We start from the raw sequence: 24,411 nt of genomic DNA, 5'->3' as shown, positions 1-24,411 counted from the left end.
AGGGCAACCCGAGTGGGTTGCCCTTTTTGACACCGCCAGCAGGGGCGGATTTGATGTGGTAGGCACGATTGGACTCGAACCAACGACCCCCACCATGTCAAGGTGGTGCTCTAACCAACTGAGCTACGTGCCTGCTGTGGGGCGCATTCTACGGATATCCATAACCCTGTCAACGGATTTTTTCGCTAACGTACTGAAATCGAAAACTTTTTATGGGCAACCGGTGTTGCGTGTCAAAAATCTCGGGTAGGATCAGCTCATTCGTCAATAATTTTAAACGGAACCCTCGAATGGCGAACATCACATACCCTCAGTCGTTTTATGCCGCTTCAGCCAATCCTGCGCCCGTACATGCCGCCCTGCAAGGCGAGGCACAGACCGATGTATGCATCATTGGCGCCGGCTATACCGGACTTTCCAGTGCGTTGTTCCTGCTGGAGCACGGCTTCAAGGTCACGGTACTGGAAGCCGCCAGGGTCGGCTTCGGCGCTTCAGGGCGCAACGGTGGCCAGATCGTCAACAGCTATAGCCGCGACATCGACGTGATCGAACGCAGCATGCCGGCCGGCCAGGCGCGGCTATTGGGGGACATGGCCTTCGAGGGGGCACGAATCATTCGTGATCGGGTGGCACGCTACAGCATCGACTGCGACCTGAAAGACGGCGGCGTGTTCGCCGCACTGAACCCACGGCAGATGGGCCATCTGGAAGCGCAAAAGCGTCTCTGGGAACGCTACGGGCATAACCAGCTTGAACTGCTGGATGCATCGCGCATGCGCCAGGTCGTGGCCTGTGACCAGTATGTCGGCGGCATGCTGGACATGAGCGGCGGGCATATCCACCCATTGAACCTGGCGCTGGGCGAAGCCGCTGCAGTGCTGGCATTGGGCGGGGTAATCCATGAACAATCAGCGGCCACCGGCATTGAGCGCGGCGCCAATCCGGTCGTGCACACCGCTCAGGGCCGGGTGCGAGCCAAGTTCGTCATCGTTGCCGGTAATGCCTACCTGGGCAACCTGGTGCCGGAGCTGGCCGCCAAGTCCATGCCGTGCGGCACTCAGGTGATCACCACCGAACCATTGAATGAAGAGCTGGCCCGTTCGCTGCTGCCCGATGACTACTGCGTCGAGGACTGCAATTACCTGCTCGACTACTACCGCCTGAGCGCCGACAAGCGTCTGATTTTTGGTGGCGGCGTGGTCTATGGCGCGCGCGATCCGGCCAACATCGAAGCCATTATCCGGCCCAAAATGCTCAAGGTATTCCCGCAGCTCAAAGACGTGAAGATCGATTACGCCTGGACCGGCAACTTCCTTCTGACCCTGTCGCGCCTGCCGCAGGTCGGTCGGCTGGGCGACAACATCTATTACTCCCAGGGTTGCAGCGGCCATGGCGTGACCTATACCCATCTGGCCGGCAAGGTGCTGGCTGAAGCCCTGCGCGGGCAGGCCGAACGCTTCGATGCGTTTGCCGGCCTGCCGCACTACCCCTTCCCCGGCGGCCAGATGCTGCGCACCCCGTTGACGGCACTCGGCGCCTGGTATTACAGCCTGCGCGACAAGCTCGGCTTTTGACCCGCCCACGTTGACCCGCCCACGTGCGGCAGTTACTGCCCTGCCTGGCGGGTCAGCGCCTTGCGCGCCTCACCGGCGGCCTGCTCCTGACCCGCTCGGGATAACTCATCAGCGGCTTGTAACCAGCGCTGCTGATCGACCTTGGCTGGCAGTTGCCGTGCGCCCTGCACCAGCACCGCCCAGTGGCCGGCATCTGCCCAGGCGGAAGTAAAGCTGCTGAAGCTCATGGTCTGGCGCGGGTTCATGCCCGCCTGGAGAATCACCACGTCGCGATAACGATCGTAGCCTTTGAGCACGGCATAGCGCGGCTCCTTCCACAGCACCGCGCCCTCGCTGAAGCGCACCAGCACCGGATAGCCCGCCGCGACCTGGGTCATTAACGCGCGAAAGTTCTGATCCAGCGGGTAGACCACAAATCCGTACTCGCGGGCGACCCGCTGCAGGTTCTGTTCAAGTTGCGCCTCGGCGCCCGGCAGTTGCAGATTCTTTTCCAGCAACCCCGGCGTCGTGCCGACCTTATGATTGGCCAACATGCTGGCCAGCGCGCCCGGCCCGCTCTGGTAGGCATTGCCACGAAACACGGGCACGGCCTTGAGTTCCACCCGATCGGGCAAGCCTTGTGGGTCCGGCGGTATGGCCGCCAGACGATGTGCCGAAGCGCCGCAGCCAGCCAGCAGCGACAGCATGAGCACGGCCAGCACGCCCCTGGCCGACCGCAATGGAAAAGATACCGACAGCATGTTCCCTCACTTTTTCGAACGCCAGGCAACCGCTGACCTGACGGGAACGCCGATCATAGAGCCCTGCCCTGCGTCGGTATAGCCCGGTGGCGCAGTCTGCGGCTGTCAATAGATCAAAACGGTCGAAGCACAACGCCATTGGTCAATTTGGCGCAACACTTCCCGGACTAGACTGTCGGTTATCTAGAGAGCACTAGAGAATACGTGGAGGCACACCATGAGCCCGGAAATGACCATCGTGATGCTGATCGCCGCCTGGCTGGCCGTTGCATGCGCCATGCTGTGGGGCGTCATGCGCATCGCCCGCCGCCATCATCAGCCGCTACGCCAGCCACCTCAAGTCCGACCGGCAACCCTGCCGTCACAGCCGCTTGCCAAGCACAAGAGCCACCCTGCCGCCGCACACTGAGCCCCGGCCACTGCTGCATCCGCCATTGCCAAGCCACAAAAACCAACGGCCGATCCCCTCACAGGGATCGGCCGTTGGCTTTATCCGCAGCACCGTTACTGGGCAGCAGCGGCTTTCTTGCGCTTGGCGCGACGGGCCATCATGTTCAGCATCTCGATCAGCGCCGAGAAGGTCATGGCGGCGTACACGTAGCCTTTCGGTACGTGGGCACCGAAGCCTTCGGCGATCAGGGTCATACCGATCATGATCAGGAAGCCCAGGGCCAGCATCACCACCGTCGGGTTCTCGTTGATGAACTTGGCCAGCGGTTCAGCAGCGACCAGCATCACCACCACCGCAGTCACCACCGCAATGATCATGATCGGCAGGTGTTCGGTCATGCCCACCGCAGTAATGATACTGTCGATGGAGAACACTAGGTCGAGCAACAGGATCTGCGCAATGGCCGCGCCCATGCTCAACGCCACCTTACCGCCAACAGTCGCCTCTTTCTCCTCGGCATGGTCCATGCTGTGGTGGATTTCCGTGGTCGCCTTCCAGACCAGGAACAGACCACCGGCAATCAGGATCATGTCTTTCCAGGAGAACGCCTGACCCAACACCTCGATGACCGGCTCGGTCAGCTGCACGATCCAGGCCACCGTACCCAGCAGGCCCAGACGCATGATCAACGCCATGCCGATACCCAGACGGCGCGCCTTCTCGCGCTGATGCTCGGGCAACTTGTTGGTCAGAATCGAAATAAAGATCAGGTTATCGATACCCAGCACGACTTCCATCACCACCAGCGTTGCCAATGCGATCCAGGCCGCCGGGCTGGTCGCAAGTTCCAACAGGTATTCCATAGTCATGCCCTGCTTATACGAGAGTTAATGAGATCAGATTTCCTGGCCGTTTTTTTCGCTTTCAGCCTTGGGCTTGGGCGCTGGCTCTATCACTGACAATTCGTCCTTGGCCTCTTCCAGCGCCTTGGTGGCCGCCTTGTGAGTGTCGTCGATGGCTTGCTTGGCCGAGTTGGCCGCAGTATCGAGCAATTGCTTGCCGGATGATTCAACCTGATCACAACCGCTGATGACAACCAGCGAACAGGTCAAGAGTGCAGCATACATAGCGCTTTTCATGATTCCCTCAATGAGCGATGCCGGCAACGTCAAATGTGCCCGGCGTTGGGAAGCATTCTAATGACTCTGAAACATCCGGAAAATTCGTATTTACAAGGTATATACTTCGGTTTTTACGAACTATTCGATCGCTATGCTCAATTATCGACAATTGCACTATTTCTGGGTGGTGGCCCGTACTGGCAGCATCGTGCGTGCCGGTGAGCAATTGAACCTCACCGCACAAACCATCAGCGGGCAAATCAGCCTGTTGGAAGACAGCCTGGGCGTGGATCTGTTCCAGCGTGTCGGCCGGCAACTGGAATTGACTGAGGCAGGCCGGTTGGCCTTGCCCTACGCCGAGCAGCTGTTCCAGCTCGGAAACGAACTGGAAAGCGTGCTGCGCTCACAGCCCGGTGAACAGCACACGCTGTTCAGGATCGGCGTGGCCGACGTGGTGCCCAAGTCGATTGTCTATCGCCTGATCGCCCCGACCATGGAGCTCAACGAGCCAATCCGCATCACCTGTCGCGAAGACAAACTCGAACGCCTGCTCGCCGATCTGGCCATCCAGCGCCTGGACATGGTGGTGTCTGACAGCCCGATGCCGCCGCATCTGGATATCCGTGGCTACAGTCAGAAACTGGGCGAATGCGGGGTCAGCTTTTTTGCCACTGAAGAAGTGGCGCAGCGTCTGACCATGGAGTTTCCACAGGCGCTGGACGGTGCTCCGCTGCTGATTCCAGGTCAAGACACCGTGGTACGCGCCAGGCTGATGCGCTGGTTTGCCGAGCAGAAAATCCGCCCGCGGATCATCGGTGAATTTGACGACAGTGCCTTGATGAAGGCCTTCGGGCGCTCCGGCAGCGGGGTGTTCGTCGCCCCCAGCGTGATTGCCCACGAGGTCCAGGAGCAATATGGCGTACGCCTGATTGGCCAGACCGAGGCGGTGACCGAGTCGTTCTACGCCATTACCGTCGAACGCAAGGTCCGCCACCCAGGCGTGGTGGCCATCACCGAGGGCGCGCGCAGCAAGCTGTTCAGCGACTGACTGCGGTCGGCAGCGGATCGAACCTGAGCATCGCCAGGGCCAGCAGGATCGCCAGGCCAACGATGGCGGCAGCGGCCACGCCAAGATGGGTCAGCCCCAGGCTGTCGATCACCCGCCCACCAATCATTGCCCCCAGGCCGATACCCAGGTTACCGCCCGCCACGTTCAGCGACGCGGCGAAGGCCGGCGCCTGGGGCGCGGCCTTCATCAAGCGCACATGGCAGACCAGAAACAGCGCCGCCTGGTTGATGCCCCAGACGATCAGGGCCGCCATCAGCGCGGCAATCGAGCCCACGCTGGGCACCACCGCCAGCATCCCGACGCTGAGCAAGGTACAGAATGTCAGGCTGGCCACTAACGGGTGACGATCAACCATACGCCCGCCCAGTGCATTGCCAATCAGGCCCACTGCGCCAAAGCCCATCAGACACCAGCCCACCACCGTACCGTCGAAACCTGCCAGACGCTCAAGCATGTCGGCCAGGTAGGTGTAGGCGGTGAACATGCCGCTGAACACCAACACCGAGAGCAGCACATGGCCCAGCATCATGGGGTTGCGCAAAATGCCCAGTTGCTCGCGCATCGACACGGCGTGAACGGGGCGGCTGGCCGGCAACCAGATGAACAGCAACAAAGCCTTGAGCAGTGCCAGAGCGGCCACCACGGCAAACGCCATGCGCCAGCCAAACGCATCACTGATCAGGGTGCCGACCGGAATGCCGAACACCATGGCCAGGATGATCCCGACCCCGAAACGCGCCACCGCCCTGCCCGCGTGTTCCGGGCCGGCAAGATTGACCACGGTCTCGCTGGCCAGCGACCAGAACACCGGCAAGGCCAGCGCCGGCAGCAGCCGCGCCAGCGCCATCACGCCATAATTGGGCGCCACGGCGGCCAAGCCATTGGCTAGGCCGAACAACACCAGCACGCCGATAAACAGCCGGCGTCGCTCGAAGCGCGCAAACCAGGCGGTCAAAAATGGCCCAAGGGCTGCCACGGTAAACGCGAACAGGGTCACCAGCAGGCCGGCTTGAGAAATCGAAACGCCCAAATCGCGGGCCATGGCAGGCAACAAACCGACAATCAAAAACTCCGTGGTCACCACCGTGAAGCCGGCGGCAGACAACAGATAGACAGCTAACATCAGAACACTCCAACAACGATACGCCCCGCATGCGGAACGTCGGGTGAAACAGAGGCCGAAGAGCCTCTGACACAAAGATGCGGCAATTCACAAAGGCGCGGCAATTATAGACAGCCGGGGCTGGCCAGTTGTTGCGGGTTTTTCGCTAGGGGCTGTTGCCGTTTCAGCGCAGGCCGCGTTGCAGTGCCAAATCGTGTCAGGCGAGGCGAAGGACGCAGGAAATGGTCGCTCCCTTTTCAAGTCCTTCAACGACGCATGGCGCGATTTGGGGCGCAACCCGCGGGGCCGTGGCTGTTTTGTCGCACGTATTCCAACAGGTGAAGCCTACACAAGCCGACAAAACAGACCTCGGCGCGGTTGTGATGAAACGGTAACAGTCCCTACCCACTGGCAATTGTGCCTGACAAGCCCTAGGCTGGCCGCCTGCCATTGTCCAGGGAGCACACCATGACCGACACCCCCGAATCCAGCAATGAATCCTCAGCCCTGCTGCTCGATGCCACGCAGGTCCGGATTCTCGGCAGCCTGATTGAAAAACAGGCCACCAGCCCGGAAAGCTATCCCCTGACCCTCAATGCCTTGATGCTGGCCTGCAACCAGAAAACCAGCCGCGAGCCGATAATGAACCTCACCCAGGGCCAGATCGGCCAGAGCCTGCGCAGCCTGGAAAACCTGGGGCTGGCCAAGCTGGTAATGGGCAGTCGCGCCGACCGCTGGGAGCACAAGCTCGACAGGCATCTGGAGCTGGTCCCGGCGCAATTGATCCTCACCGGCCTGTTACTGCTGCGCGGCCCGCAGACCGTCAATGAACTGCTGACCCGCAGCAATCGCATGCACGACTTCGAAGACGCCGAGCAAGTGCAGCACCAGCTCGAACGCTTGATTGCCCGTGGCCTGGTGTCACTGCTGCCGCGTCAGGGCGGTCAGCGTGAAGACCGCTACATGCACAAACTGGGCAGCGAAGCCGACCTGCAAGCCCTGCTCGACAGCCGCCAGCAGGCGCCAGAACGCAGCGCTTCGGCCTCCAGCGACCGGCTCGATGAACTCGAAGCGCGCATCGCCGCGCTGGAAGCACGGCTGGCGCAACTGGAAGGCTGATCAGCCACGGGCAAATGCAGCCGCCCGCTGGTATTGCTCATCGCTGGGCCGCACCCCGGTGTACAGCACGAACTGCTCCAGCGCCTGGATCGCCGCCACCTGATCGCCGGTGATCAACTGTTTGCCGAGCTGGCGCCCGGCCTGGATCAGCGGCGTTTCGGCCGGGGTGGCGACCACGTCGAACAGGGTCTGGGCCGCCTCGATGGCCGCCCGGTCGAACGCCAGCTCATCAGCCTGGGCGCCAGTCATGCCCAGCGGCGTGACATTGACCAGCAAGGCCGGCCTCTCAGCACCCAACTCCGGCACCCAGCGCCATCCGCAGGTGGCCGCAAGCTGCTCGCCGGCCTGCCGGTTGCGGGCCACGATCACCCCGTCGCTAAAGCCGGCATCACGCATCGCACAGGCCACCGCCTTGGCCATCCCGCCACTGCCACGCAAGGCAAAAGCAGTACGCGGCACGGCGTGGCTGTCGAGCAACTGCGCGACGGCGATGTAGTCGGTGTTATAAGCCTTGAGATGGCCGTCCGTGTTGACGATGGTATTGATCGACTCAATGGCCGCCGCCGACGCATCCAGCTCATCGACCAGGGCAATGCAGTCTTCCTTGAACGGCATCGATACCCCGCAACCGCGAATGCCCAGCGCGCGCATGCCCGTGACGGCGCCGACCAGGTCATTGGGAGCAAAAGCCTTGTAGTAGAGGTTCAGGCCCAGTTCACGGTACAGATAGTTGTGAAAGCGCACGCCGAAGTTTCCGGGGCGGGCGGCCAGGGACATGCACAACACGGTGTCCCGACTGGCAGTAATGGACATGCGAATCTCCTGAACGGTATTGGCTAAAATCTGGACAACAGGCGTAAACTTGCTGCGACAGACAAATGCTCGAAAAGTGCCGTCTGTCGTCAGGGCTTCTACCTTACACAAACTTTACCCAGCGGCTTCGCAGTTTGAACAAAACCGCTGTCTTAGTATTAACCCCGTGGCAGCACTGAAAGACGGTGCCCTGCGACAACGGGTCGAAAGCCGAGGAACAACCGTCATGATTCGTCATTTTTCCAAGATCGCCCTGTTTGCAGGTGCCCTGGCGCTGGCAGGTCAAGCCAATGCCGGCGGCCATGGCTGGGGAGGTCCGGCGATAGCGGGTGCAATAGTCGGTGCCGCCGTGGTGGGCGCCGCCGTGGCCGGCAGCCGCGACCGGACCGTTTATGTAGAGCGCGAGCCTGTCTACATCCAGCGTGAGCCCGTCTACGTGCAGCCACGCAACGTGTATTACGCACCACCACCGCCACCGGTCTATTACCGCCCGGCACCGGTCTATGAAGTGGTCGAGCGCTACCCTGGCCCACCACCAGGCTACTACCGCCACTACGGTCCACCGCCACAACCGGTGTACTACGGCCCGCCACGCGGCCGCTGGTAAGACTCACCCAACCCCGCCCCCACGGCGGGGTTGTCGTTTATGGCCTTTGTATCAATGACCACTATCGAAAGCGTTGATTTCTGTCAGCCGCCGGGCGTGAGTAAAGTGAACTGCATCGGTTACGGAGGCAGTCATGAACAAGGTCAATATCATGTCGGTGGTAGGCAGTGCAGTCCCGGCGCAATTGCGCGAGCAAGGGCTGCTGGCGTGCTGGTATCTGATGCGCGACGGTGAGGCGGTCAGCGGTCCCCTGACCTCGCTGCCCGCCGCCCAGGCGCTTTACCAACAATTGGAAAAGCCCGGGCTCAATGGCTGAAGCCGCGGCTCAAAGACGCTCAGCGATCACTACGATGATCTGACAACGCTGCGCCAGCTTTTGCAAACGTCGTTCAATAACCGTATACACCGCCCGATCAGTGCGACCGCTGTCCAGTTCATCGATTACATCGTTGGCGATTTGACGCAACTCGTGGACGACCACGATCCGGTCGTCATTCAGATCATGCTTGTGCGACTCGAACAACCGGTGCAGGTAGTCCTGCAAGGTGAATTTCAGACGATGCCGGTCATTGGCGCGCAGGTGCAACAGATTAAGGCTGATGCGCCCCTGCATTTCGCTCAATTCACCGCACAGGTACTGGATGCGCCGTGCGTAGCCCACTTCGCGCTCGCGCAATTGCCGCTGCGCTTCACGCGCCTGCTGGCTGCGCTGGATGGCCGGCACCGCCACCGCCAGCAACAACGCCACGATCACCCCGGTGGCCTGCACCCAGCCGGCCCAGTCCACTGGCTTGACCAGAAAACCGGCGCCCAGCATAACCACTGTAATTACCGCAGCAACGACAACCAGTAACAGGTAATCCTTGCCGATCAACCCCTTGGGCATTGCCTGACTCCTTGAACCCGTGACATTCGAATGACGTGGGATGCTAATCGGTGTAGGTGATAGATACCACGAATATTACGGGCAATACCGTTTTGTCACTTAACCCTCTCTGAACAAATATCCAATGGCTCGACTTAATGCACAAATGCGCCACTCGCCCCATCGACTTTAGGCAAAAACTGCTTCTAAAATGCGCTGTTTTTCCTGTTTTGTCGTGTGCTGACGCACCTTCCATTGAGTGAGTACTGTTCTTGAAAATCCGTCTTTGTACGCTGGGCCTTTTAGTTGCACTTACAGGCTCGCTGATCGGTACTCAGGCACTGGCCAATGAGCCTGCCCCGTTCAATCGTGACCCGGCCAATCTGCACCTGGCCTCCGGCAGCACCATGGTTGTCGACCTGCAAACCAATAAAGTCATCTACGCCAATAACCCGGATGTGGTGGTGCCGATTGCCTCGGTCACCAAACTGATGACTGCCATGGTCGTGCTGGACGCCAAGCTGTCGATGGACGAACTGATCCCGGTCGATATTTCCCAAACCAAAGAAATGAAAGGCGTATTCTCGCGGGTCAAGCTGGGCAGCCAGCTCAATCGTCGTGACATGTTGCTGATTACCCTGATGTCTTCGGAAAACCGTGCGGCAGCCAGCCTGGCCCACAGTCACCCGGGAGGTTATCCGGCGTTTATCAAAGCCATGAATGCCAAGGCCAAGGCGCTGGGCATGAGCCATACCGCATTTCTGGAACCGACCGGCTTGTCGGTATTCAACGTGTCGACGGCGCGCGACCTGACCAAACTGTTGATGGAAGCACGCAAATATCCATTACTCAGCGAACTGAGCGCGACCGAAGAAAAGACCGTGCGCTTCAGCAAGCCCAATTACACCCTGGGCTTTCGCAACACCGATCATCTGGTGCATCGGGAGAATTGGGATATTCGCCTGACCAAGACCGGCTTTACCAATCAGGCCGGGCACTGCCTGGTGCTGCTCACCACCATGGCCAAACGGCCGGTGTCGGTGGTGATTCTTGATGCTTTCGGCAAGCAGACTCACTTTGCCGATGCCAGCCGCCTGCGCAAGTGGCTGGAAACCGGCCAGAGCGGCCCGGTACCCGCGGTGGCATTGCAGTACAAGAAAGAGAAGAACCTGGCAATCAAGCAAAATGGCTTGCAACAGGCCAAGGAATAATTGCGCGCCTGACCTCCCCCTGTAGGAGCGACCTTGGTCGCGAAGATGGCGTGGCACTCACAACAAATGTGCTGTTTCACCGTCCTCTTCGCGAGCAAGCTCGCTCCTGCAATCAACCAGACAGCATTGCGACTCAACCGAACTGGGTGACCAGTTTGGTGTTCAGGTAAGCCTCAATGGCCTCGGTGCCCCCTTCAGAACCGTAACCGGAGTCCTTGATGCCGCCAAACGGCACCTCCGGCAGGCCGATACCCTGATGGTTGATGCTCAGCATGCCGGCTTCGATACCGTAACTCAGCGCCTGGGCAGTCTTGATCGAGGTGGTGAAGGCATAGGATGCCAAGCCGTAAGGCACCCGGTTGGATTCGGCGATCGCCTCTTCGACACTGTCAAACGGCACCAGCAAGGCCACCGGCCCAAACGGCTCGTCGTTCATGATGCGCATGGCAGTAGTCAGGCCGCTCAGCACGGTGGGTTCGAAGAACCAGCCGTCGCCTTCAATCGCCTTGCCACCGGTTTCCAGGCGGGCGCCGTGGCTGACAGCATCGTCAACAAGTTCCCGTAGCGCCGGGACCCGGCGCGGGTTGGCCAACGGCCCCATGGTGGTGCCTGCGTCCAGCCCGGAACCGACCTTGACCTCGCGGGTCAGGCCGACGAACCGCTCAGTGAATTCATCGAACACCTCACGCTGCACCAGAATCCGGGTCGGCGAGACACACACTTGCCCGGCATTGCGGAATTTGCTGGCCGCCAGGGTGCGGGCGGCAAGGTCCAGGTCAGCATCGGCGAACACCAGCGCCGGAGCATGACCGCCCAGCTCCATGGTGGCGCGCTTCATATGCTGGCCGGCCAGCGCTGCCAGTTGCTTGCCGACGGGTGTCGAGCCGGTGAACGTGACCTTGCGGATCACCGGGTGCGGGATCAGGTAGCCGGAAATCTGCGCCGGGTCGCCGTAAACCAAGCCGATCACACCCGCCGGTACGCCGGCGTCGTGGAAGGCGCGGATCAGTTCGGCCGGCGATGCCGGGGTTTCTTCCGGGGCCTTGACGATGATCGAGCAACCGGCGGCCAGCGCCGAAGACAGTTTGCGCACCACCTGGTTGATTGGAAAATTCCACGGTGTGAACGCGGCGACCGGGCCGACCGGTTCCTTGATGACTTTCTGCTCGACATGCACGTTACGCGACGGCACCAGGCGACCGTAACTGCGGCGCCCCTCTTCAGCCAGCCAGTCGATGATATCGGCGGCCGACAGTGCCTCGGCACGGGCTTCGGCCAACGGTTTGCCTTGCTCTTGGGTCATGATCCGGGCAATGGCCTCGGCGCGCTCGCGAACCAGCACCGCAGCCTGACGCATGATCTTGTAGCGCTCGAATGCCGGCGTCACCCGCCAGGTCGCAAAACCGCGCTCGGCGGCGGCCAAGGCTTCGTCCAGGTCGGCGATATCGGCATGGGCGACCTGGCCGATGGTCTGGCCAGTGGCAGGGTTCAGCACCGGCTGCGAGCGGCCGTCACGTGCGGCGCGCCATTGACCGTCGATATACAGTTGCACATCTGGATACATCGTGACTCTCCATTGGCTGACTTCGAATAAAAACTGTCTGTCATTTCTCTCTATGGGTTACATGGGGCTGTCTGCGCGCAGATCAACCACAGCGTTACAAAATCGGCCGCCCGCCAGTGACACCAAAGCGTTCGCCTGACAGGTAGCTGCCTTCGTCACTGGCCAGCAATACATACAGCGGCGCAACCTCGACCGGCTGACCGGGGCGACCTAGCGGTGTGTTGCTGCCGAACTGCTCGACCTCCTCTGCCGGCATCGTCGCCGGAATCAGCGGCGTCCAGATCGGCCCCGGCGCAACGCTGTTGACCCGAATACCCCGCTCCCCCAGCAACTGCGCCAGGCCACCGGTGAAGTTGGCGATCGCCCCCTTGGTGGTCGCGTAAGGCAGCAGCGTCGGTTTGGGCATGTCGGAATTGACCGAACTGGTGTTGATGATGGAGGCACCGGCCTGCATGTGCGGAACCGCCGCCTGGCAGATGCGGAACATCGCGGTGATGTTGATATCGAAGGTGCGCAGCCACTCCTCGTCCGGGATATCTTCGAAGCGCTGATGGGTCATCTGGAATGCCGCGTTATTGACCAGCACATCGAGGCGCCCGAATTGCGCCACGGTCTTGTCGACGATTTCCTTGCACATGGCTTTTTCAGCAAGGTCACCGGGCAGCAACAGACACTGACGCCCCGCGCGCTCGACCCAGCGTGCGGTTTCCCGCGCGTCATCATGCTCATCCAGATAGGCCACTGCCACATCAGCACCTTCACGGGCAAAGGCGATTGCCACCGCACGGCCGATACCACTGTCGGCCCCTGTGATCAGCGCCACCTTGCCCTGCAGGCGGCCCGATCCGGTGTAGCTTTCTTCACCGCAGTCGGGATAAGGGTCCATGCGGCCCTGGCTGCCGGGCACCGGCTGGGTCTGTTTAGGGAACGGCGGGCGTGGGTAGTCAGTCATGAAGGGTTTCCTCTGCATGGGATGTCTTTGTGTGTCCCCCATGCGCCGCCTAGTGTTCAACACAGTCATCTGTGGCCCTGACGAATGGTCGGCATCGGGCATGCCGACCGGATGAGACCGCCGGTCGGAAAAGGCCTGGCGACAAACCGCCGTCATTGGCGTGCGCACACGAACATCTCGCCCGCAAGTCCCTGCCCTTTAACAAAATGTGTAACGGGTTTTGTATCAGCAATGGACTAACACTGCGCGAGTCGACAAGCGGCTATATGCCAGCACTTTTGGATTTCATAATTTGAGCAGGTACGCAAGGCGCGTCGCATCATCCGCAGGAGGCACTGATGAAAACCCTGATACTCGCGCTGGCCTTTGTGGCCCCCACACTGGCAGTCCATGCTGCGGAAAAGCCGATCAGCGTTCCGCACGATCCGGGCGCCCAGCACGCACTGGTGAAAAAGTCCGGTCACCCGCAGCAGCGCGTGGTCGTGACCCGACGTGAAGGCATGCTGGGTGTGTTGTACTCCCGGCACCTCTACAACTGCGAGCGCGCAACGGTCTCGCTGCTGGGCACCGGTGAGAGCCTGGAAAGCCTGGACAGTGCCAAACCATTGAGCGGCATGTTGCCGGTGGTTGAAGACTCAACGGCTTACTACATCGCGGCGGAAGCCTGCAGTTGAGCGGCAAGGTACAAGCAAAAAAAGGGCCATTCCCATGCCTTGGCGGAATGACCCGAAGCTCACTGTCTTGAAGGGGCAGTTGCTATTTCGCGGTAATCACTGACAACTTGGTAATACCGGCGCGTTCGATGGAGGCCATGGCCCGCGCCACTTCGCCATAGTTCACGCCATTATCGGCCTGCAGTTGCACCCGAACCTTGTCGTCCTTGGCCTTGGCCGCCTGCAGGTTGGTTTCCAGCAGATCAGGCTGGATCTCATCCTTATTGATAAACACCTTGCCCTGCCCATCGATACTGACCACCAACGGGTCTTTCTGCTCGGCCGGTGCAACCGCTTCGGTCTTGGGCAGGTTGATCGGGATAGAATTGGTCAGCAGCGGTGCGGTGACGATAAACACCACCAGCAGTACCAGCATCACGTCCACCAGCGGGGTTACGTTGATCTCGCTGAGCACTTCATCACTGTCTTGGGTCGAGAACGCCATATCAGGACGCCTCCTTCACTTTCTGGCCGCTGGCAGTGGCGCCGGACTTGAGCACCGGGTGCAGCAGGACGCGGAACGAATGCTTCTGGGCCAGGCTGTAGAAGTCATGGGCGAAATCGTCCAGGTCGGCAGCGGTCAGCTTCAGGCGACGCAGGAAGTAGTTGTAAACCAGTACCGCAGGCACCGCGACGGCGATACCGACACCGGTTGCGACCAGTGCCGCACCGATTGGCCCGGCGACGGTTTCCAGGCTGGCCGAACCGGCCGCACTGATACCTTTGAGCGCTGACATGATCCCCCACACGGTGCCAAACAGGCCGATGAACGGCGAGGTGCTGCCGATACTGGCCAGTACCGCCAGGCCGGTTTCCAGCGAGCGGCGCTCACGGACGATCTGCTGGCGCAGGGCGCGCTCCAGACGGTCCTGGTGGTTGATCGACTGGCTCAGGTCGTTCTGGGCGTTTTCCTGTACCTGGATGGCCGCGTAACCGGCCTGGGCGACACGGGCAGCAGAGCCTGGGTTGTTGTGCGCCAGCTCGGCTGCGGAGTCGAGACTGGAGGCGGCCCAGAATTTCTTGTGGAAGGCCTTGTCCTGGCCCTTCAGGCGTGAGAACTGCACGCCCTTGAGCAGGGCCAGGCCCCAGGTCACGACGGAGAAGCCAATCAGCAGCCAGATGACCGCGTGTTCAACAGATTCGAATGGAGATGCCAGTAGGTTCATGTTCGGTACTCTCGTGCAGATGCATCAGGTCGGGTGTGCGATGCTCCTTTTGTCAGGTCGCCCGCTGAAATGGGGTAAAGCGCAATTTTTGGTTAGAAAACCGGGTAAAGCCGTTACTTGAGCTTGAAGTCGATCGGTACGCTGACCCAGCCATCGACCGGTTTGTCGCCCTGTTTGCCGGGTACGAAGCTCCAGCGCTTGACGGCGGTCACGGCGGCTTCATCGAGCTGGTCGCGCCCGCTGCTCTTCTGAACCTGGATATCGCCCGGACGACCACTGGCCAGTACATGCACTCGCAGCAACACAGTGCCTTCCCAACCGCGGCGCATCGCCAGCGACGGGTATTCCGGCGCCGGGTTACGCAGGTAACCGGCACTGGCCGATGGCGGAGTCACCGGCGCAGGCGCGGGTGGTGCCGGCGGTGCTGGCGCGGCGACCGGTTGCGGCGGCGGCGGCGTTGGCGCTGGTGGCTGCTCGACCGGCTTAGGCACAGGTTTTGGTGCAGGCTTGACCACCGGTTTCGGCTTGGGCTTGGGCGGCGGCGGTTTGACCGCCAGTTCGTCTTCAACCGGTGGCGGCGGCTCCTGAACCACCGGCTCAGGGATCGGCTCCGGCGGCGGAGGCTCGACCACTGGCGGAGTGGGGGCGGAAAATTCGATGGTCATCGGCGGAATTTCCGGCGGCACGACCGGCAACGCGGGGGTTGGTGTCTGGCTGACCCAGTAGATCACTGCGCCGTGCAACACCAGGGCGAAGGCGCCCAACAGAATGCCTTCCCGGCGGCCCAGAACCCGCTTGGGCGTGCTGTGCAAACGCGACAGCGCCAAGGGTCCACGGTAAGGACGGCCCAGGTCGACCAACTCGCCGCTTGGTGCCTGGCGCCAAGGCACCTCATGTGCACTGGCAGCGGTCTGGACATTGCCCATTGATTCACTCCTGCATTTTTTCGGTAAAAAAATCCAGGTTCTGTTGGTATCAGTCACCCTTCTTCAAAGTGGTTTTCGCTGAGGGCAATCATCTACGAAACCCTATACGCCAGAAAGGAATATTTAGTTCGTTGTTTATTCACAAAAGAAATATGCAGTTTTTAGCCATGGATACTGCGCCGGTCCGCAGAGCCCTGTGCCAAAGCCGTTGCACAGCCGCTGGCAAAAAGCGCTTTGACAACGCAGAGCAAATAGCCATTACTCATCGAACCCGCTCACCAGCGGTGCAGAACCAACAAGGAGCTGTTCATGCTGAAGGATTCAGAACCGCCCGGCTGGATCAAGCCTGCCACTCAGGACACCGGGGTCATCATCATTTGCAGCGGTGACCTGCCCTGCTACCTGGTTGACACCCTCGCCGCCCGGATCAGCGATTGGGACCAGGTCGCGTGCCTGTATATCCCGCACCCGGTGCAACTGGAGCATCAATGGCTGGCCGCCGAAGCCAGCAACCCCGATGCGCACCAGCCAACGCGCTGCGTCGCCAGCGAGTTGCTCGGCCAGATCCCCAAGACCTGCCATTTGCTGGACGTCGAAATGCTGCACAGCGTGCACCTGACCTGGCTGGGGTCGGTGTGCGGGCACCGCCTGCACTTTTTCGGTCTGGATGCCGCCGAACAGGCGCAAGCCGTAATGGATATCCAGATCGAGGAAATTCTCGACACCACCGGGCAATTGGTCAGAGGCTATCTGCAGGACCACTTTCTTTCGCCGGCGTAGCAATAATGCCGATCACTCAAGCCCCATGATGCGCTAAATCTGTAGAAGCGAGCTCGCGAAAGGGCCGGTGAAATCAGCACATTAGCGATCGGTTTCACACCGCCTTCGTCGGTATGCCGCCAGACCAAGGTCGCTCCTACACTGTCCTGTTTCTCAGGCACGGCAGCATGATGACCGGCTAAAACGCCAGTTGGGTGGTCGACAGCACCTGGCGCAGGCCCATGAACGAGCGTATCTGCCTGACCCCGGGCAGGTACAACAACTGCTCGGCGTGCAGTTTGTTGAAGCTCTGGCTGTCACGGGTGCGCAGCAGCATGAAGTAGTCGAACTCGCCGGTGACCACATGCACCTCCATGCAGCCGGAGATCTTCTGAGCGGCGGCTTCGAACTGGGCAAACGACTCCGGCGTCGAACGGTCCAGTACCACGCCAATCAGCACCACCATGCCCGCCTCCAGCGCCTCACCGTCGAGCAGCGCAACCACCCCTTTGATAATTCCGGCCTGCTTGAGTCGCTCGACCCGGCGCAGGCAGGCTGGCGGGCTGAGGCTGACTTTTTCGGCCAGCGCCACGTTGGAGATTGAAGCATCGCGCTGCAAGCTGCGCAGGATCGCCTTGTCGATCCGGTCGAGAACCGGTGGCGGGCCGGGCTGGCGGGTTTTGCTGTGTTCATTTATTGCTTTCATGGTCCATTTCACGAAATAAAATGATCTTCAAATAGAAATCACGAACATCAAGTTCGTCAACTGATCATTCTTTGCAACCCGTCATTTCCACGCTTTTCTTAAGATGAGTCCATCGTTCGACCACTGATGGAGCCTCACCATGAATCTGGGAAAATTCAAACGTTACCCGCTGACCTTCGGCCCCTCACCGATCACCCCGCTCAAACGCCTGAGCGAGCACCTGGGCGGCAAGGTCGAGCTGTATGCCAAACGCGAAGACTGCAACAGCGGCCTTGCCTTCGGCGGCAACAAGACGCGCAAGCTTGAATACCTGATTCCTGAAGCCATTGAAGGCGGCTACGACACGCTGGTGTCGATTGGCGGTATCCAGTCCAATCAGACCCGGCAGGTCGCGGCGGTGGCCGCCCATTTGGGCATGAAGTGCGTGCTGGTCCAGGAAAACTGGGTGAATTACTCCGATGCGGTGTATGACCGGGTCGGCAATATCGAGATGTCGCGGATCATGGGCGCTGATGTGCGCCTGGACAGCGCAGGCTTCGACATCGGCATCCGTCCAAGTTGGGAAAACGCCCTGGCCGATGTCCAGGCCAAGGGCGGCAAGCCGTACCCGATTCCGGCCGGTTGCTCGGAACACCCGTACGGCGGCCTGGGCTTCGCACGCTTTGCCGATGAAGTGCGGCAACAGGAAGAACAACTCGGCTTCAAGTTCGACTACATCGTGGTCTGCTCGGTGACCGGCAGCACCCAGGCCGGCATGATCGCAGGCTTTGCCGTCGATGGTCGCGCCCAACGGGTGATCGGCATCGACGCCTCGGCCAAACCGCAACAGACCCGCGAGCAGATCCTGCGCATCGCCCGGCATACCGCAGAGCTGGTCGAGCTGGGTCGGGAAATCAACGACGCTGACGTGGTACTCGACACCCGTTTCGGCGGTCCTGAATACGGCCTGCCCAGTGACGGTACGCTGCAAGCGATCCGCCTGTGCGCCAGGCTCGAAGGGGTGCTGACCGACCCGGTCTACGAAGGCAAATCGATGCACGGGATGATCGAGATGGTGCGCAATAACGAGTTCCCGGAAGGCTCGCGCGTGCTGTATGCACACCTGGGCGGCGTGCCAGCGATCAATGCCTATAGTTTCCTGTTCAAGGATGGCTGAAACGCACGGCAGATTCAGGGCCGCCTTCGCGGCCCTGAAGAGCGGGGTCAATGGTGGGTGGCGGGCTTGCTGGTCCGGGTGGGCAGGCACACGGCATAGGCCATGGCCTCATCGCGGGTGTTGAAAATGGCCAGACGGTCGTGGTCGGTGCAGACCCGCCAGGGGCCGTTGTTCACACTGATCACCTGGTAGCCGTTGACTTGCACCTTGTGCAGCATCGCAGTACTCATGTTCACCTCCAGAGATACGGGTGTGTTGCATCATTTACCTTACACCTCTGAAGGCTGCATGACAGGACCGTTCGGCACATTGCAGACTCTGCGGCCCACCACCGCCGATCAATGACCGCTGTGTGCACCGTGCCCGGCATGCGCATCATGGTCACTGGTGTTCAGCGCGCGGACCTGGGCCTGTACTTCAACGCTCTGGCGCTCGCCCTTGGCGTCCTGCACCGTGAGGGTCAGCGGGATCTGGTCGCCTTCCTTGGCCTGAGCCACCAGACCGATCAGCATCACATGGTAGCCCTCGGCGCTGAACGTCACGGTCTTGCCGGCTGGCAGCTCGACGCTGCTGACCGGTTTCATGCTCATGACCTCGCCTTTCATGCTCATCTCGTGGATTTCCACGGTCTTGGCCGCAGGCGAGGCGACACCGACCAGCGTGCTGTCGCTGCTGGCAGTCAATTGCATGAACGCACCGGTGGCCGGCTGACCGGCGACGGTGGCGCGCACCCAGGCATCCTTGACCTGGGTCTCGGCATGGGCAGGCAGGCTCAGGCCCAGCAACAGCGCGCAGGAGCCAACGACCTTCAACGATCTAACCATCAGAGTTTTCATCAGCAGACTTCCATAAGGGTGAGCAGGTCTTCGGTGCATTGCTGGGCGGTCAGTTTGTGGCCCAGGCTCAGGCGCAGCACGCCGCGGCTGTCGTACACGTAGCTGGTTGCGGTGTGGGAAATGGTGTAGCTGTCGCCCAGCGGGACCTTTTCAAAGAACACGCCGAACTCTTTGGCGGTAGCGGCGGTTTCTTCGAGGGTGCCAGACAGCGCCACAAACTCGGGATCGAAAGCCTTGACGTACTTGTCGATGATCTGCGGCGTGTCGCGCTCCGGGTCCAGAGTAATGAAGATCACCTGGAAAATCGGCGCATCGGCGCCCATCAGTTTCTTGATCTGCGCCGCACGGGCCAGCGCGGTCGGGCAGATCGCCGGGCATTGGGTGAAGCCGAAGAACACCATCGGCATGTAACCGCGAAAGCTCGACACGGTCTTGAGGTTACCGTCGACGTCACGCAATTTGAAATTGCGCCCGATGATCTGGTTGCTCATGTCCTTGCCGTGCTTGAACGGCAGGACGTTGGAGTTGCCGCATCCGGCCAGCAGGCCGCCCATGCTCAGCATGGACAGGCCGGCGACCACCTGGCGGCGGGAAAAGTGATGACTCATGCACTGCGGTCCTGTTTAGAGGATCGGGACGGGATCACTCCCGTACTGTCAGACAGCGCGCACCGTGTACACGGTGGGCCGCACAAAGATGCCACGCGGTGGTATCAGGGCGCCTGAGCGACACGGCCCGGTGAACAGTGGCGCAGCGATGTCCAGCTCAGGCGTTCAGGCATCAGGGCGCGGCGGCGCAGGGTTCGCACCAGCCAGCCCAGGGCTGCGAAGCCGAGCAATGCGCTGGTCAGTTTGCTGGCGTAAGCGCAGTCGAACAGCGCCAGTTGCATGAGCAGACCGTGGCCGGTCTGGTCCTGACTGTGTGCGGCAGGACTGTGCACGGCGGACTCGTCCGGGCCGCAGATATCGCTCATGGCAACAGGCATGAAGGCACTAAGCATCTGCCCGTGGCCGATGCTGCAGGCCAGGGCGCCGAGAAGGACCAGACCGGCAAGCAGGACGGCCAGCGGCGAGCGATGAGTGCGGACGAATTTCATGGCGGCGAATTTACCACTGCGCAGGCTGGGGGAACACCTTCATTGCGTCACCGGTGTCCGGTAGCCGGAGCAAAGCGCCTGCTGGCCGGGCGTGCGTGTCTGTGCGGCAAAATGGCGCACGGGGTCATATTCGTCTGACCGGCCGGGCGGCGAGCGGGTGCGCAGTGTGAGGTGCCTGTATTCGGCCTGGTAGATGTGTAAGCGTTTATGTAGCAACACGCCAGCAGCGGCCAATCCTCAACTAGGCTCAGGCTGACTGTCTGAGGAGTCACTGCCATGTCTGAGAATCTGCCCGACGATCCGCTGGTCAAGCTGCTGGACCGGCTCATTCAGAACAACTCGGCGCTGGTCGCGACCGTCGAGGACATCGCCCTGTGGATCGACCAGCAAGGCGACCCGCACAGCCTGGCGCGCATTCATGAGCATCTGGCGGTGATCCGCGACAACAGCGAGGTGGTGCAGGCGAGCTTCGCGGAACTGGTCGCCCGCGCTGCGCTGAAGCACGAAGAAGATCCCGAAGACTAGTCGCTCGCCAGCCGATAGCCGACGCCCGCCTCGGTGATGATGTACCTCGGCGCGGTCGGCTCATCGGCCAGTTTCTGGCGCAGGTGGCCGACCACGATGCGCAGGTAGTGGCTGTCCTGGGTGTGGGTCGGCCCCCAGATGTCCCTGAGCAGTTGTTGCTGGGTGATGACCCGGCCGGGATGGCGGGCCAGCGCGGCCAACACCGCATACTCCTTGCGGGTCAGCGCGACGTCCTGGCCGTGCAGTTGCACACGGCGGGCCGCCAGGTCAATGCTCAGCGGGCCGAGGGTCAGCACTGCCTGGGCCTGCTGAGTGTCGGCAGGCTGACGCAGCAACGCACGAATACGGGCGAGAAACTCCTGAATACCAAACGGCTTGGTCACGTAGTCGTTGGCCCCGGCATCGAGGGCCTGGACCTTCTGCGCCTCGCTGGCGCGCACCGAGAGCACCATCACCGGGACTCGCAGCCACTCGCGCAGCTCGACCAGCAATTGCTGGCCGTCCATGTCGGGCAAGCCCAGATCGAGCACCACCAGGTCCGGGCGGTTGAGCGCCGCCTGGTTCAGACCTTCGGCACCATCGCCCGCCTCCAGCACCTTGTAGCCTTGAGATGCCAGGCTGATGCGCAAAAACTTGCGGATCTGCGGCTCGTCGTCGATGACCAGAATGGTCGCTGTCTGCTGGGTGCTCACCGGCTGTAATCTCGTGGGGGATACGCGCTCATTCTGAGTCTGCCTGGGGTTGGGCTGGCAAGGGTAAATGCAAGGTCATGCAGGTGCCGAGCCCGTCAATGCCCTCGGTCACTGTGACCCGCCCGCCATGGGCACCGACCATGCCCTGACAGATCGCCAGCCCCAGGCCGGTGCCGGGGCCACCGCGATCACCGCGTGCTGCGGTGTAAAACATGTCGAAGATCTTCGCCCGCTCTGCTTCGGGAATCCCCGGCCCCTGATCGCTGACCAGCAACTGCAACTCGCCCTCACTGACCCGGCTGTGCACGCGCAGCACCCCGCCGACTGGCGAAAAGCGTGCCGCATTCTCCAGCACATTGACCAGCGCCTGCTCGATCAGTGCCGCATGCACGTACAACAGCGGCAACTCAGCGGCCATCTGCACCTCGACCTGCAACGGCGCCAACACCGCACGCAAGCGGCCCAGCGCACTGCCGACGATGTCGGCCGGGGCCACCCAATCGCGAGCCAGTTTCAGTGAGCCATGGCCCAGGCGGGTCATGTCCAACAGGTTCTGGATATAGCGGTCCAGCCGTTCGGCCTCGTCGCGGGTGCCTTCAAGCAGCTCGCGGCGGTCATCCAGCGGGATCGCTTCGCCCAGCGCCAACAGGCTATCGATGCTGCCGCGCATAGCGGTCAACGGCGTGCGCAGATCATGCGACACCGAGGCCAGCAAGGCGCTGCGCAGTTGTTCGGTTTCACCATGCAGGCGCGCCGATTCCAGATCCTGCACCAGTTGCGCACGGGCCAGCGCCTGGGCCAGCGGCTGGCTGAGGGCGCTGAGCAAACGCCGGTGCTGGGCCGTGAAGCGATGGCCTGGCCGAGGGCAGACGCCAAGCAGCGCCAGCGGCCCTTCTTCAGCCGACACCGGCCACCACCACCAGCGTCCGGACGGCAAAGTACCGGTGTCCAGCCCGGCTGCCTGATCGTGCTGCCAGGCCCAATCAGCCGCTACTCGCTCGGCCTCGCTGAAGGTCAGCGGACCGCCCAGCTCCACCACCCAACTGGCGTCCTGGTCACGGCCGAGCAGGCACAGTTGCAGCTCCGGCCAGCCACTGAGGTGTTGCTCGGCGGCGCTGAGCACCGCCTGACGGTCAGTGGCGGCAGTAAGCTTGCGCGACAGGTCGAGCACCGTACTGGTTTGCTCCTGAGTGGCGCGCAAGGCCTTGAACTGACGGCGCTGGCGGCTGGCAAGCTGGCCGGTGAGTGCCGCCATGAGCAGAAAGAACACCAGCGTCAGTACGTCTTCCTCGCGCTGGATACTCAACGAAAAGTTGGGCGGCATGAACAGGAAGTCATAAGCCAGAAACGACAGTAATGCACAGAACAGGGCCGGCCCGACACTGCTGCGCACCGCCACCAGCAGCACCGCCATGAGGAAGATCAGCGAGATATTGGGTAACGCCAGAATCCCGGCAATCCCCCAGGCCACACCACTGGCCAGCGCGGTCGCGAGCACCGCCAGCGCGTAGTCCAGCCCCTTGATCGGGGCGCGCTGACGAGGCCGGTCGGGCAAGGCCTGGCTGTCCAGCACGCTGATTTCCAGACCGTGGGCCTCACGCAACAAACGCCCGGCCACCCCGCCACCGAACAGCCGCCGCCGCCACAGGTGCCGTGACTGACCGACCATCACCACGCTGGCCCGACGCTCGACGGCATGCTGCAACAGGGTCCGGGCCACCTCACCGGCGCGCAGGGTCACCACCTCGCCGCCCAGGCGCTCGGCCAGTTGCTGGGCGCCCTGCAAGTAAGCCCGGCCCTGCTCATCCAGTGGCCGGTCGGCGTCGACATGCACCAGGCTCCAGGGCAGGTGACGACGTTCGGCGACCCGGCTGGCATGGCGCACCAACAGGTCGGCCTGGATATCGCCGTCAATCCCGACCAACAGCCGGCCACGCACCGCCGGTGCCTGTTCGCCGCGTTGCCGATACCCCTGGGCCAGATCGTTGTCCACCTGCGCGGCGGCGGTCTGCATCGCCAGTTCGCGCAAGGCGGTGAGGTTGGTCTGGCTGAAAAACGCATCGATGGCTGCCCGTGCCTGCTCCGGCACATACACCTTGCCGTCGCGTAGCCGCTCCAGCAGCTCTCGCGGCGGCAGGTCGATCAGCACCAGCTCGAAGGCTTCCTGCAACACCCAGTCCGGCAGGGTTTCGCGGACCTGGACGCCGGTGATGGCGCGTACCTGGTCGTTGAGGCTTTCCAGGTGCTGGACATTGACCGTGGTGTACACATCAATGCCTGCGGCAAGCAGTTCGTGCACATCCTGCCAGCGCTTGTCATGGCGGCTGCCCGGCACGTTGCTGTGCGCCAGTTCATCAACCAGCACCAGCGCTGGCGCCGCCCGCAACACGCCGTCGAGGTCCATTTCTTCAAGGGTCATGCCCCGGTATTCGCGGCGCAGCATCGGCAATTGCGGCAGCCCGACCAGCAGCGCTTCGGTCTCGGCCCGACCGTGGGTTTGCACCACGGCGGCGAGCAGGTTCACCCCTTGGCGCATGCGGGTGTGGGCGGCTTGCAGCATGGCGTAGGTCTTGCCCACCCCCGGCGCTGCACCGAGAAAAATTTTCAGGCGCCCGCGACCGTCGCGGGGCAGTTGGGCCAGGATGGCATCAGCTCGGCTGGAGTCACTCACGTGTCGGCTTGCTCGGTCAGGGTCAATTAAGGGTGAT

The 24,411-nt window shown here is 61.7% G+C and carries 29 protein-coding genes and 1 tRNA gene; 11 read left to right on the top strand and 19 right to left on the bottom strand.

Going from position 1 to position 24,411, the window contains the following annotated elements; all coding sequences use genetic code 11:
- Positions 1-56 precede the first annotated feature (56 nt).
- Positions 57-133: transfer RNA gene (locus tag NJC38_RS02015), tRNA-Val, on the bottom strand.
- A gap of 157 nt (positions 134-290) precedes the next feature.
- On the opposite strand from NJC38_RS02015, the gene NJC38_RS02010 reads away from it, so the two are divergent.
- On the top strand, positions 291-1,574 hold the full coding sequence (locus NJC38_RS02010) for an FAD-binding oxidoreductase (RefSeq protein WP_253110863.1): 1,284 nt from the start codon (positions 291-293) through the stop codon (positions 1,572-1,574).
- 32 nt (positions 1,575-1,606) lie between these two features.
- Here the strand turns inward: NJC38_RS02010 and NJC38_RS02005 are convergent, their stop codons facing one another.
- Positions 1,607-2,260: a peptidase C39 family protein gene (locus tag NJC38_RS02005; protein ID WP_253111368.1), complete on the bottom strand. Its 654-nt coding sequence runs from the start codon at positions 2,258-2,260 to the stop codon at positions 1,607-1,609.
- A 271-nt stretch (positions 2,261-2,531) separates the two neighbouring features.
- On the opposite strand from NJC38_RS02005, the gene NJC38_RS02000 reads away from it, so the two are divergent.
- Positions 2,532-2,723, top strand: a complete 192-nt coding sequence (locus NJC38_RS02000; protein ID WP_253110860.1) for a hypothetical protein — start codon at positions 2,532-2,534, stop codon at positions 2,721-2,723.
- 95 nt (positions 2,724-2,818) lie between these two features.
- Here NJC38_RS02000 and NJC38_RS01995 read toward each other — a convergent pair whose 3' ends face one another.
- Positions 2,819-3,568, bottom strand: a complete 750-nt coding sequence (locus NJC38_RS01995) for a TerC family protein (protein WP_253110857.1) — start codon at positions 3,566-3,568, stop codon at positions 2,819-2,821.
- Positions 3,569-3,601: 33 nt separating this feature from the next.
- Positions 3,602-3,844, bottom strand: a complete 243-nt coding sequence (locus NJC38_RS01990; protein ID WP_045490469.1) for a hypothetical protein — start codon at positions 3,842-3,844, stop codon at positions 3,602-3,604.
- 133 nt (positions 3,845-3,977) lie between these two features.
- Between NJC38_RS01990 and nhaR the strand changes: the two genes are divergently transcribed.
- Positions 3,978-4,874 (top strand): transcriptional activator NhaR, encoded by an 897-nt coding sequence (gene nhaR / locus NJC38_RS01985; RefSeq protein WP_253110854.1) that lies wholly within the window; start codon positions 3,978-3,980, stop codon positions 4,872-4,874.
- Here nhaR and NJC38_RS01980 read toward each other — a convergent pair.
- Entirely contained in the window at positions 4,864-6,021 is a 1,158-nt protein-coding gene (locus NJC38_RS01980; RefSeq protein ID WP_253111366.1) for an MFS transporter, read from the bottom strand. The two genes, nhaR and NJC38_RS01980, sit on opposite strands and share 11 nt — an antisense overlap.
- A 444-nt stretch (positions 6,022-6,465) precedes the next feature.
- Between NJC38_RS01980 and NJC38_RS01975 the strand changes: the two genes are divergently transcribed.
- Positions 6,466-7,116, top strand: a complete 651-nt coding sequence (locus tag NJC38_RS01975; RefSeq protein ID WP_253110851.1) for a DUF480 domain-containing protein — start codon at positions 6,466-6,468, stop codon at positions 7,114-7,116.
- Here the strand turns inward: NJC38_RS01975 and NJC38_RS01970 are convergent, their stop codons facing one another.
- Positions 7,117-7,929, bottom strand: coding sequence for a shikimate 5-dehydrogenase (locus NJC38_RS01970; protein WP_253110847.1), 813 nt, complete (start codon positions 7,927-7,929; stop codon positions 7,117-7,119). It lies immediately after the preceding gene.
- 226 nt (positions 7,930-8,155) lie between these two features.
- Here NJC38_RS01970 and NJC38_RS01965 point away from each other — a divergent pair, with 226 nt between their 5' ends.
- Together NJC38_RS01965 and NJC38_RS01960 are read left to right on the top strand one after the other, a co-directional pair.
- On the top strand, positions 8,156-8,536 hold the full coding sequence (locus NJC38_RS01965) for a hypothetical protein (RefSeq protein WP_045490460.1): 381 nt from the start codon (positions 8,156-8,158) through the stop codon (positions 8,534-8,536).
- Between the two features lie 133 nt (positions 8,537-8,669).
- The gene (locus NJC38_RS01960) at positions 8,670-8,852 is read left to right on the top strand and encodes a hypothetical protein (RefSeq protein WP_253110844.1); all 183 of its coding nucleotides are present in this window, start codon (positions 8,670-8,672) and stop codon (positions 8,850-8,852) included.
- A gap of 9 nt (positions 8,853-8,861) precedes the next feature.
- Here NJC38_RS01960 and NJC38_RS01955 read toward each other — a convergent pair whose 3' ends face one another.
- Complete coding sequence (locus NJC38_RS01955) at positions 8,862-9,422, bottom strand: hypothetical protein (RefSeq protein ID WP_045490455.1); 561 nt, start codon at positions 9,420-9,422, stop codon at positions 8,862-8,864.
- 251 nt (positions 9,423-9,673) lie between these two features.
- On the opposite strand from NJC38_RS01955, the gene pbpG reads away from it, so the two are divergent.
- Positions 9,674-10,612 (top strand): D-alanyl-D-alanine endopeptidase, encoded by a 939-nt coding sequence (gene pbpG / locus NJC38_RS01950; RefSeq protein WP_045490452.1) that lies wholly within the window; start codon positions 9,674-9,676, stop codon positions 10,610-10,612.
- 133 nt (positions 10,613-10,745) lie between these two features.
- Here the strand turns inward: pbpG and NJC38_RS01945 are convergent, their stop codons facing one another.
- Positions 10,746-12,176: an NAD-dependent succinate-semialdehyde dehydrogenase gene (locus NJC38_RS01945; RefSeq protein WP_253110841.1), complete on the bottom strand. Its 1,431-nt coding sequence runs from the start codon at positions 12,174-12,176 to the stop codon at positions 10,746-10,748.
- A 94-nt stretch (positions 12,177-12,270) separates the two neighbouring features.
- On the bottom strand, positions 12,271-13,128 hold the full coding sequence (locus tag NJC38_RS01940) for an SDR family oxidoreductase (RefSeq protein WP_253110838.1): 858 nt from the start codon (positions 13,126-13,128) through the stop codon (positions 12,271-12,273).
- Positions 13,129-13,466: 338 nt separating this feature from the next.
- On the opposite strand from NJC38_RS01940, the gene NJC38_RS01935 reads away from it, so the two are divergent.
- A complete protein-coding gene (locus tag NJC38_RS01935) occupies positions 13,467-13,802 on the top strand; it encodes a hypothetical protein (RefSeq protein WP_253110835.1) in 336 nt (111 codons plus the stop codon).
- 82 nt (positions 13,803-13,884) lie between these two features.
- Here the strand turns inward: NJC38_RS01935 and NJC38_RS01930 are convergent, their stop codons facing one another.
- The 3 genes from NJC38_RS01930 to NJC38_RS01920 form a co-directional block, all read right to left on the bottom strand.
- Positions 13,885-14,286 (bottom strand): biopolymer transporter ExbD, encoded by a 402-nt coding sequence (locus NJC38_RS01930; protein ID WP_045490441.1) that lies wholly within the window; start codon positions 14,284-14,286, stop codon positions 13,885-13,887.
- Position 14,287: 1 nt separating this feature from the next.
- Positions 14,288-15,007, bottom strand: coding sequence for a MotA/TolQ/ExbB proton channel family protein (locus tag NJC38_RS01925; RefSeq protein ID WP_045490438.1), 720 nt, complete (start codon positions 15,005-15,007; stop codon positions 14,288-14,290).
- A gap of 113 nt (positions 15,008-15,120) precedes the next feature.
- Positions 15,121-15,933: an energy transducer TonB gene (locus NJC38_RS01920; protein ID WP_253110832.1), complete on the bottom strand. Its 813-nt coding sequence runs from the start codon at positions 15,931-15,933 to the stop codon at positions 15,121-15,123.
- A 309-nt stretch (positions 15,934-16,242) separates the two neighbouring features.
- Here NJC38_RS01920 and NJC38_RS01915 point away from each other — a divergent pair, with 309 nt between their 5' ends.
- Positions 16,243-16,713 (top strand): transketolase, encoded by a 471-nt coding sequence (locus NJC38_RS01915; RefSeq protein ID WP_253110829.1) that lies wholly within the window; start codon positions 16,243-16,245, stop codon positions 16,711-16,713.
- Between the two features lie 178 nt (positions 16,714-16,891).
- Here the strand turns inward: NJC38_RS01915 and NJC38_RS01910 are convergent, their stop codons facing one another.
- On the bottom strand, positions 16,892-17,398 hold the full coding sequence (locus NJC38_RS01910; protein WP_045490427.1) for a winged helix-turn-helix transcriptional regulator: 507 nt from the start codon (positions 17,396-17,398) through the stop codon (positions 16,892-16,894).
- Between the two features lie 139 nt (positions 17,399-17,537).
- Here NJC38_RS01910 and NJC38_RS01905 point away from each other — a divergent pair, with 139 nt between their 5' ends.
- Positions 17,538-18,554: a 1-aminocyclopropane-1-carboxylate deaminase gene (locus tag NJC38_RS01905; protein WP_253110826.1), complete on the top strand. Its 1,017-nt coding sequence runs from the start codon at positions 17,538-17,540 to the stop codon at positions 18,552-18,554.
- Between the two features lie 47 nt (positions 18,555-18,601).
- Here NJC38_RS01905 and NJC38_RS01900 read toward each other — a convergent pair whose 3' ends face one another.
- From NJC38_RS01900 to NJC38_RS01885, 4 genes are all read right to left on the bottom strand, one after another.
- A complete protein-coding gene (locus NJC38_RS01900; protein ID WP_045490420.1) occupies positions 18,602-18,784 on the bottom strand; it encodes a hypothetical protein in 183 nt (60 codons plus the stop codon).
- 108 nt (positions 18,785-18,892) lie between these two features.
- Positions 18,893-19,390 (bottom strand): copper chaperone PCu(A)C, encoded by a 498-nt coding sequence (locus tag NJC38_RS01895; RefSeq protein ID WP_253110824.1) that lies wholly within the window; start codon positions 19,388-19,390, stop codon positions 18,893-18,895.
- Positions 19,390-19,998 (bottom strand): SCO family protein, encoded by a 609-nt coding sequence (locus tag NJC38_RS01890; protein WP_253110821.1) that lies wholly within the window; start codon positions 19,996-19,998, stop codon positions 19,390-19,392. The genes NJC38_RS01895 and NJC38_RS01890 overlap by 1 nt, the downstream gene beginning before the upstream one ends.
- A gap of 104 nt (positions 19,999-20,102) precedes the next feature.
- Entirely contained in the window at positions 20,103-20,486 is a 384-nt protein-coding gene (locus NJC38_RS01885; protein WP_045490411.1) for a hypothetical protein, read from the bottom strand.
- Between the two features lie 276 nt (positions 20,487-20,762).
- Here NJC38_RS01885 and NJC38_RS01880 point away from each other — a divergent pair, with 276 nt between their 5' ends.
- The gene (locus NJC38_RS01880; RefSeq protein WP_253110818.1) at positions 20,763-21,011 is read left to right on the top strand and encodes a hypothetical protein; all 249 of its coding nucleotides are present in this window, start codon (positions 20,763-20,765) and stop codon (positions 21,009-21,011) included.
- On the opposite strand, the gene NJC38_RS01875 is transcribed toward NJC38_RS01880, so the two are convergent.
- Both NJC38_RS01875 and NJC38_RS01870 read right to left on the bottom strand, forming a co-directional pair.
- Positions 21,008-21,703: a response regulator gene (locus tag NJC38_RS01875; RefSeq protein WP_045490405.1), complete on the bottom strand. Its 696-nt coding sequence runs from the start codon at positions 21,701-21,703 to the stop codon at positions 21,008-21,010. The genes NJC38_RS01880 and NJC38_RS01875 overlap by 4 nt on opposite strands.
- 28 nt (positions 21,704-21,731) lie before the next feature.
- Positions 21,732-24,374 (bottom strand): sensor histidine kinase KdpD, encoded by a 2,643-nt coding sequence (locus NJC38_RS01870; protein WP_253110815.1) that lies wholly within the window; start codon positions 24,372-24,374, stop codon positions 21,732-21,734.
- Positions 24,375-24,411: the final 37 nt, after the last annotated feature.

Origin of the sequence: Pseudomonas sp. 21LCFQ010 (assembly GCF_024129905.1) — a bacterium.
In the GTDB taxonomy this organism is placed as follows: domain Bacteria; phylum Pseudomonadota; class Gammaproteobacteria; order Pseudomonadales; family Pseudomonadaceae; genus Aquipseudomonas.
This window is presented reverse-complemented; position numbering and strand designations above follow the sequence as displayed.

Excerpts from the sequence above, each read along its gene's own strand:
- NJC38_RS02010 (WP_253110863.1), top strand. The coding sequence starts at position 291 with ATGGCGAACATCACATACCCTCAGTCGTTTTATGCCGCTTCAGCCAAT.
- NJC38_RS02005 (WP_253111368.1), bottom strand. The coding sequence starts at position 2,260 with ATGCTGTCGCTGCTGGCTGGCTGCGGCGCTTCGGCACATCGTCTGGCG.
- NJC38_RS02000 (WP_253110860.1), top strand. The coding sequence starts at position 2,532 with ATGAGCCCGGAAATGACCATCGTGATGCTGATCGCCGCCTGGCTGGCC.
- NJC38_RS01995 (WP_253110857.1), bottom strand. The coding sequence starts at position 3,568 with ATGGAATACCTGTTGGAACTTGCGACCAGCCCGGCGGCCTGGATCGCA.
- NJC38_RS01990 (WP_045490469.1), bottom strand. The coding sequence starts at position 3,844 with ATGAAAAGCGCTATGTATGCTGCACTCTTGACCTGTTCGCTGGTTGTC.
- nhaR (WP_253110854.1), top strand. The coding sequence starts at position 3,978 with ATGCTCAATTATCGACAATTGCACTATTTCTGGGTGGTGGCCCGTACT.
- NJC38_RS01975 (WP_253110851.1), top strand. The coding sequence starts at position 6,466 with ATGACCGACACCCCCGAATCCAGCAATGAATCCTCAGCCCTGCTGCTC.
- NJC38_RS01970 (WP_253110847.1), bottom strand. The coding sequence starts at position 7,929 with ATGTCCATTACTGCCAGTCGGGACACCGTGTTGTGCATGTCCCTGGCC.
- NJC38_RS01965 (WP_045490460.1), top strand. The coding sequence starts at position 8,156 with ATGATTCGTCATTTTTCCAAGATCGCCCTGTTTGCAGGTGCCCTGGCG.
- NJC38_RS01960 (WP_253110844.1), top strand. The coding sequence starts at position 8,670 with ATGAACAAGGTCAATATCATGTCGGTGGTAGGCAGTGCAGTCCCGGCG.
- NJC38_RS01955 (WP_045490455.1), bottom strand. The coding sequence starts at position 9,422 with ATGCCCAAGGGGTTGATCGGCAAGGATTACCTGTTACTGGTTGTCGTT.
- NJC38_RS01945 (WP_253110841.1), bottom strand. The coding sequence starts at position 12,176 with ATGTATCCAGATGTGCAACTGTATATCGACGGTCAATGGCGCGCCGCA.
- NJC38_RS01940 (WP_253110838.1), bottom strand. The coding sequence starts at position 13,128 with ATGACTGACTACCCACGCCCGCCGTTCCCTAAACAGACCCAGCCGGTG.
- NJC38_RS01935 (WP_253110835.1), top strand. The coding sequence starts at position 13,467 with ATGAAAACCCTGATACTCGCGCTGGCCTTTGTGGCCCCCACACTGGCA.
- NJC38_RS01930 (WP_045490441.1), bottom strand. The coding sequence starts at position 14,286 with ATGGCGTTCTCGACCCAAGACAGTGATGAAGTGCTCAGCGAGATCAAC.
- NJC38_RS01925 (WP_045490438.1), bottom strand. The coding sequence starts at position 15,007 with ATGAACCTACTGGCATCTCCATTCGAATCTGTTGAACACGCGGTCATC.
- NJC38_RS01920 (WP_253110832.1), bottom strand. The coding sequence starts at position 15,933 with ATGGGCAATGTCCAGACCGCTGCCAGTGCACATGAGGTGCCTTGGCGC.
- NJC38_RS01915 (WP_253110829.1), top strand. The coding sequence starts at position 16,243 with ATGCTGAAGGATTCAGAACCGCCCGGCTGGATCAAGCCTGCCACTCAG.
- NJC38_RS01910 (WP_045490427.1), bottom strand. The coding sequence starts at position 17,398 with ATGAAAGCAATAAATGAACACAGCAAAACCCGCCAGCCCGGCCCGCCA.
- NJC38_RS01905 (WP_253110826.1), top strand. The coding sequence starts at position 17,538 with ATGAATCTGGGAAAATTCAAACGTTACCCGCTGACCTTCGGCCCCTCA.
- NJC38_RS01900 (WP_045490420.1), bottom strand. The coding sequence starts at position 18,784 with ATGAGTACTGCGATGCTGCACAAGGTGCAAGTCAACGGCTACCAGGTG.
- NJC38_RS01895 (WP_253110824.1), bottom strand. The coding sequence starts at position 19,390 with ATGAAAACTCTGATGGTTAGATCGTTGAAGGTCGTTGGCTCCTGCGCG.
- NJC38_RS01890 (WP_253110821.1), bottom strand. The coding sequence starts at position 19,998 with ATGAGTCATCACTTTTCCCGCCGCCAGGTGGTCGCCGGCCTGTCCATG.
- NJC38_RS01885 (WP_045490411.1), bottom strand. The coding sequence starts at position 20,486 with ATGAAATTCGTCCGCACTCATCGCTCGCCGCTGGCCGTCCTGCTTGCC.
- NJC38_RS01880 (WP_253110818.1), top strand. The coding sequence starts at position 20,763 with ATGTCTGAGAATCTGCCCGACGATCCGCTGGTCAAGCTGCTGGACCGG.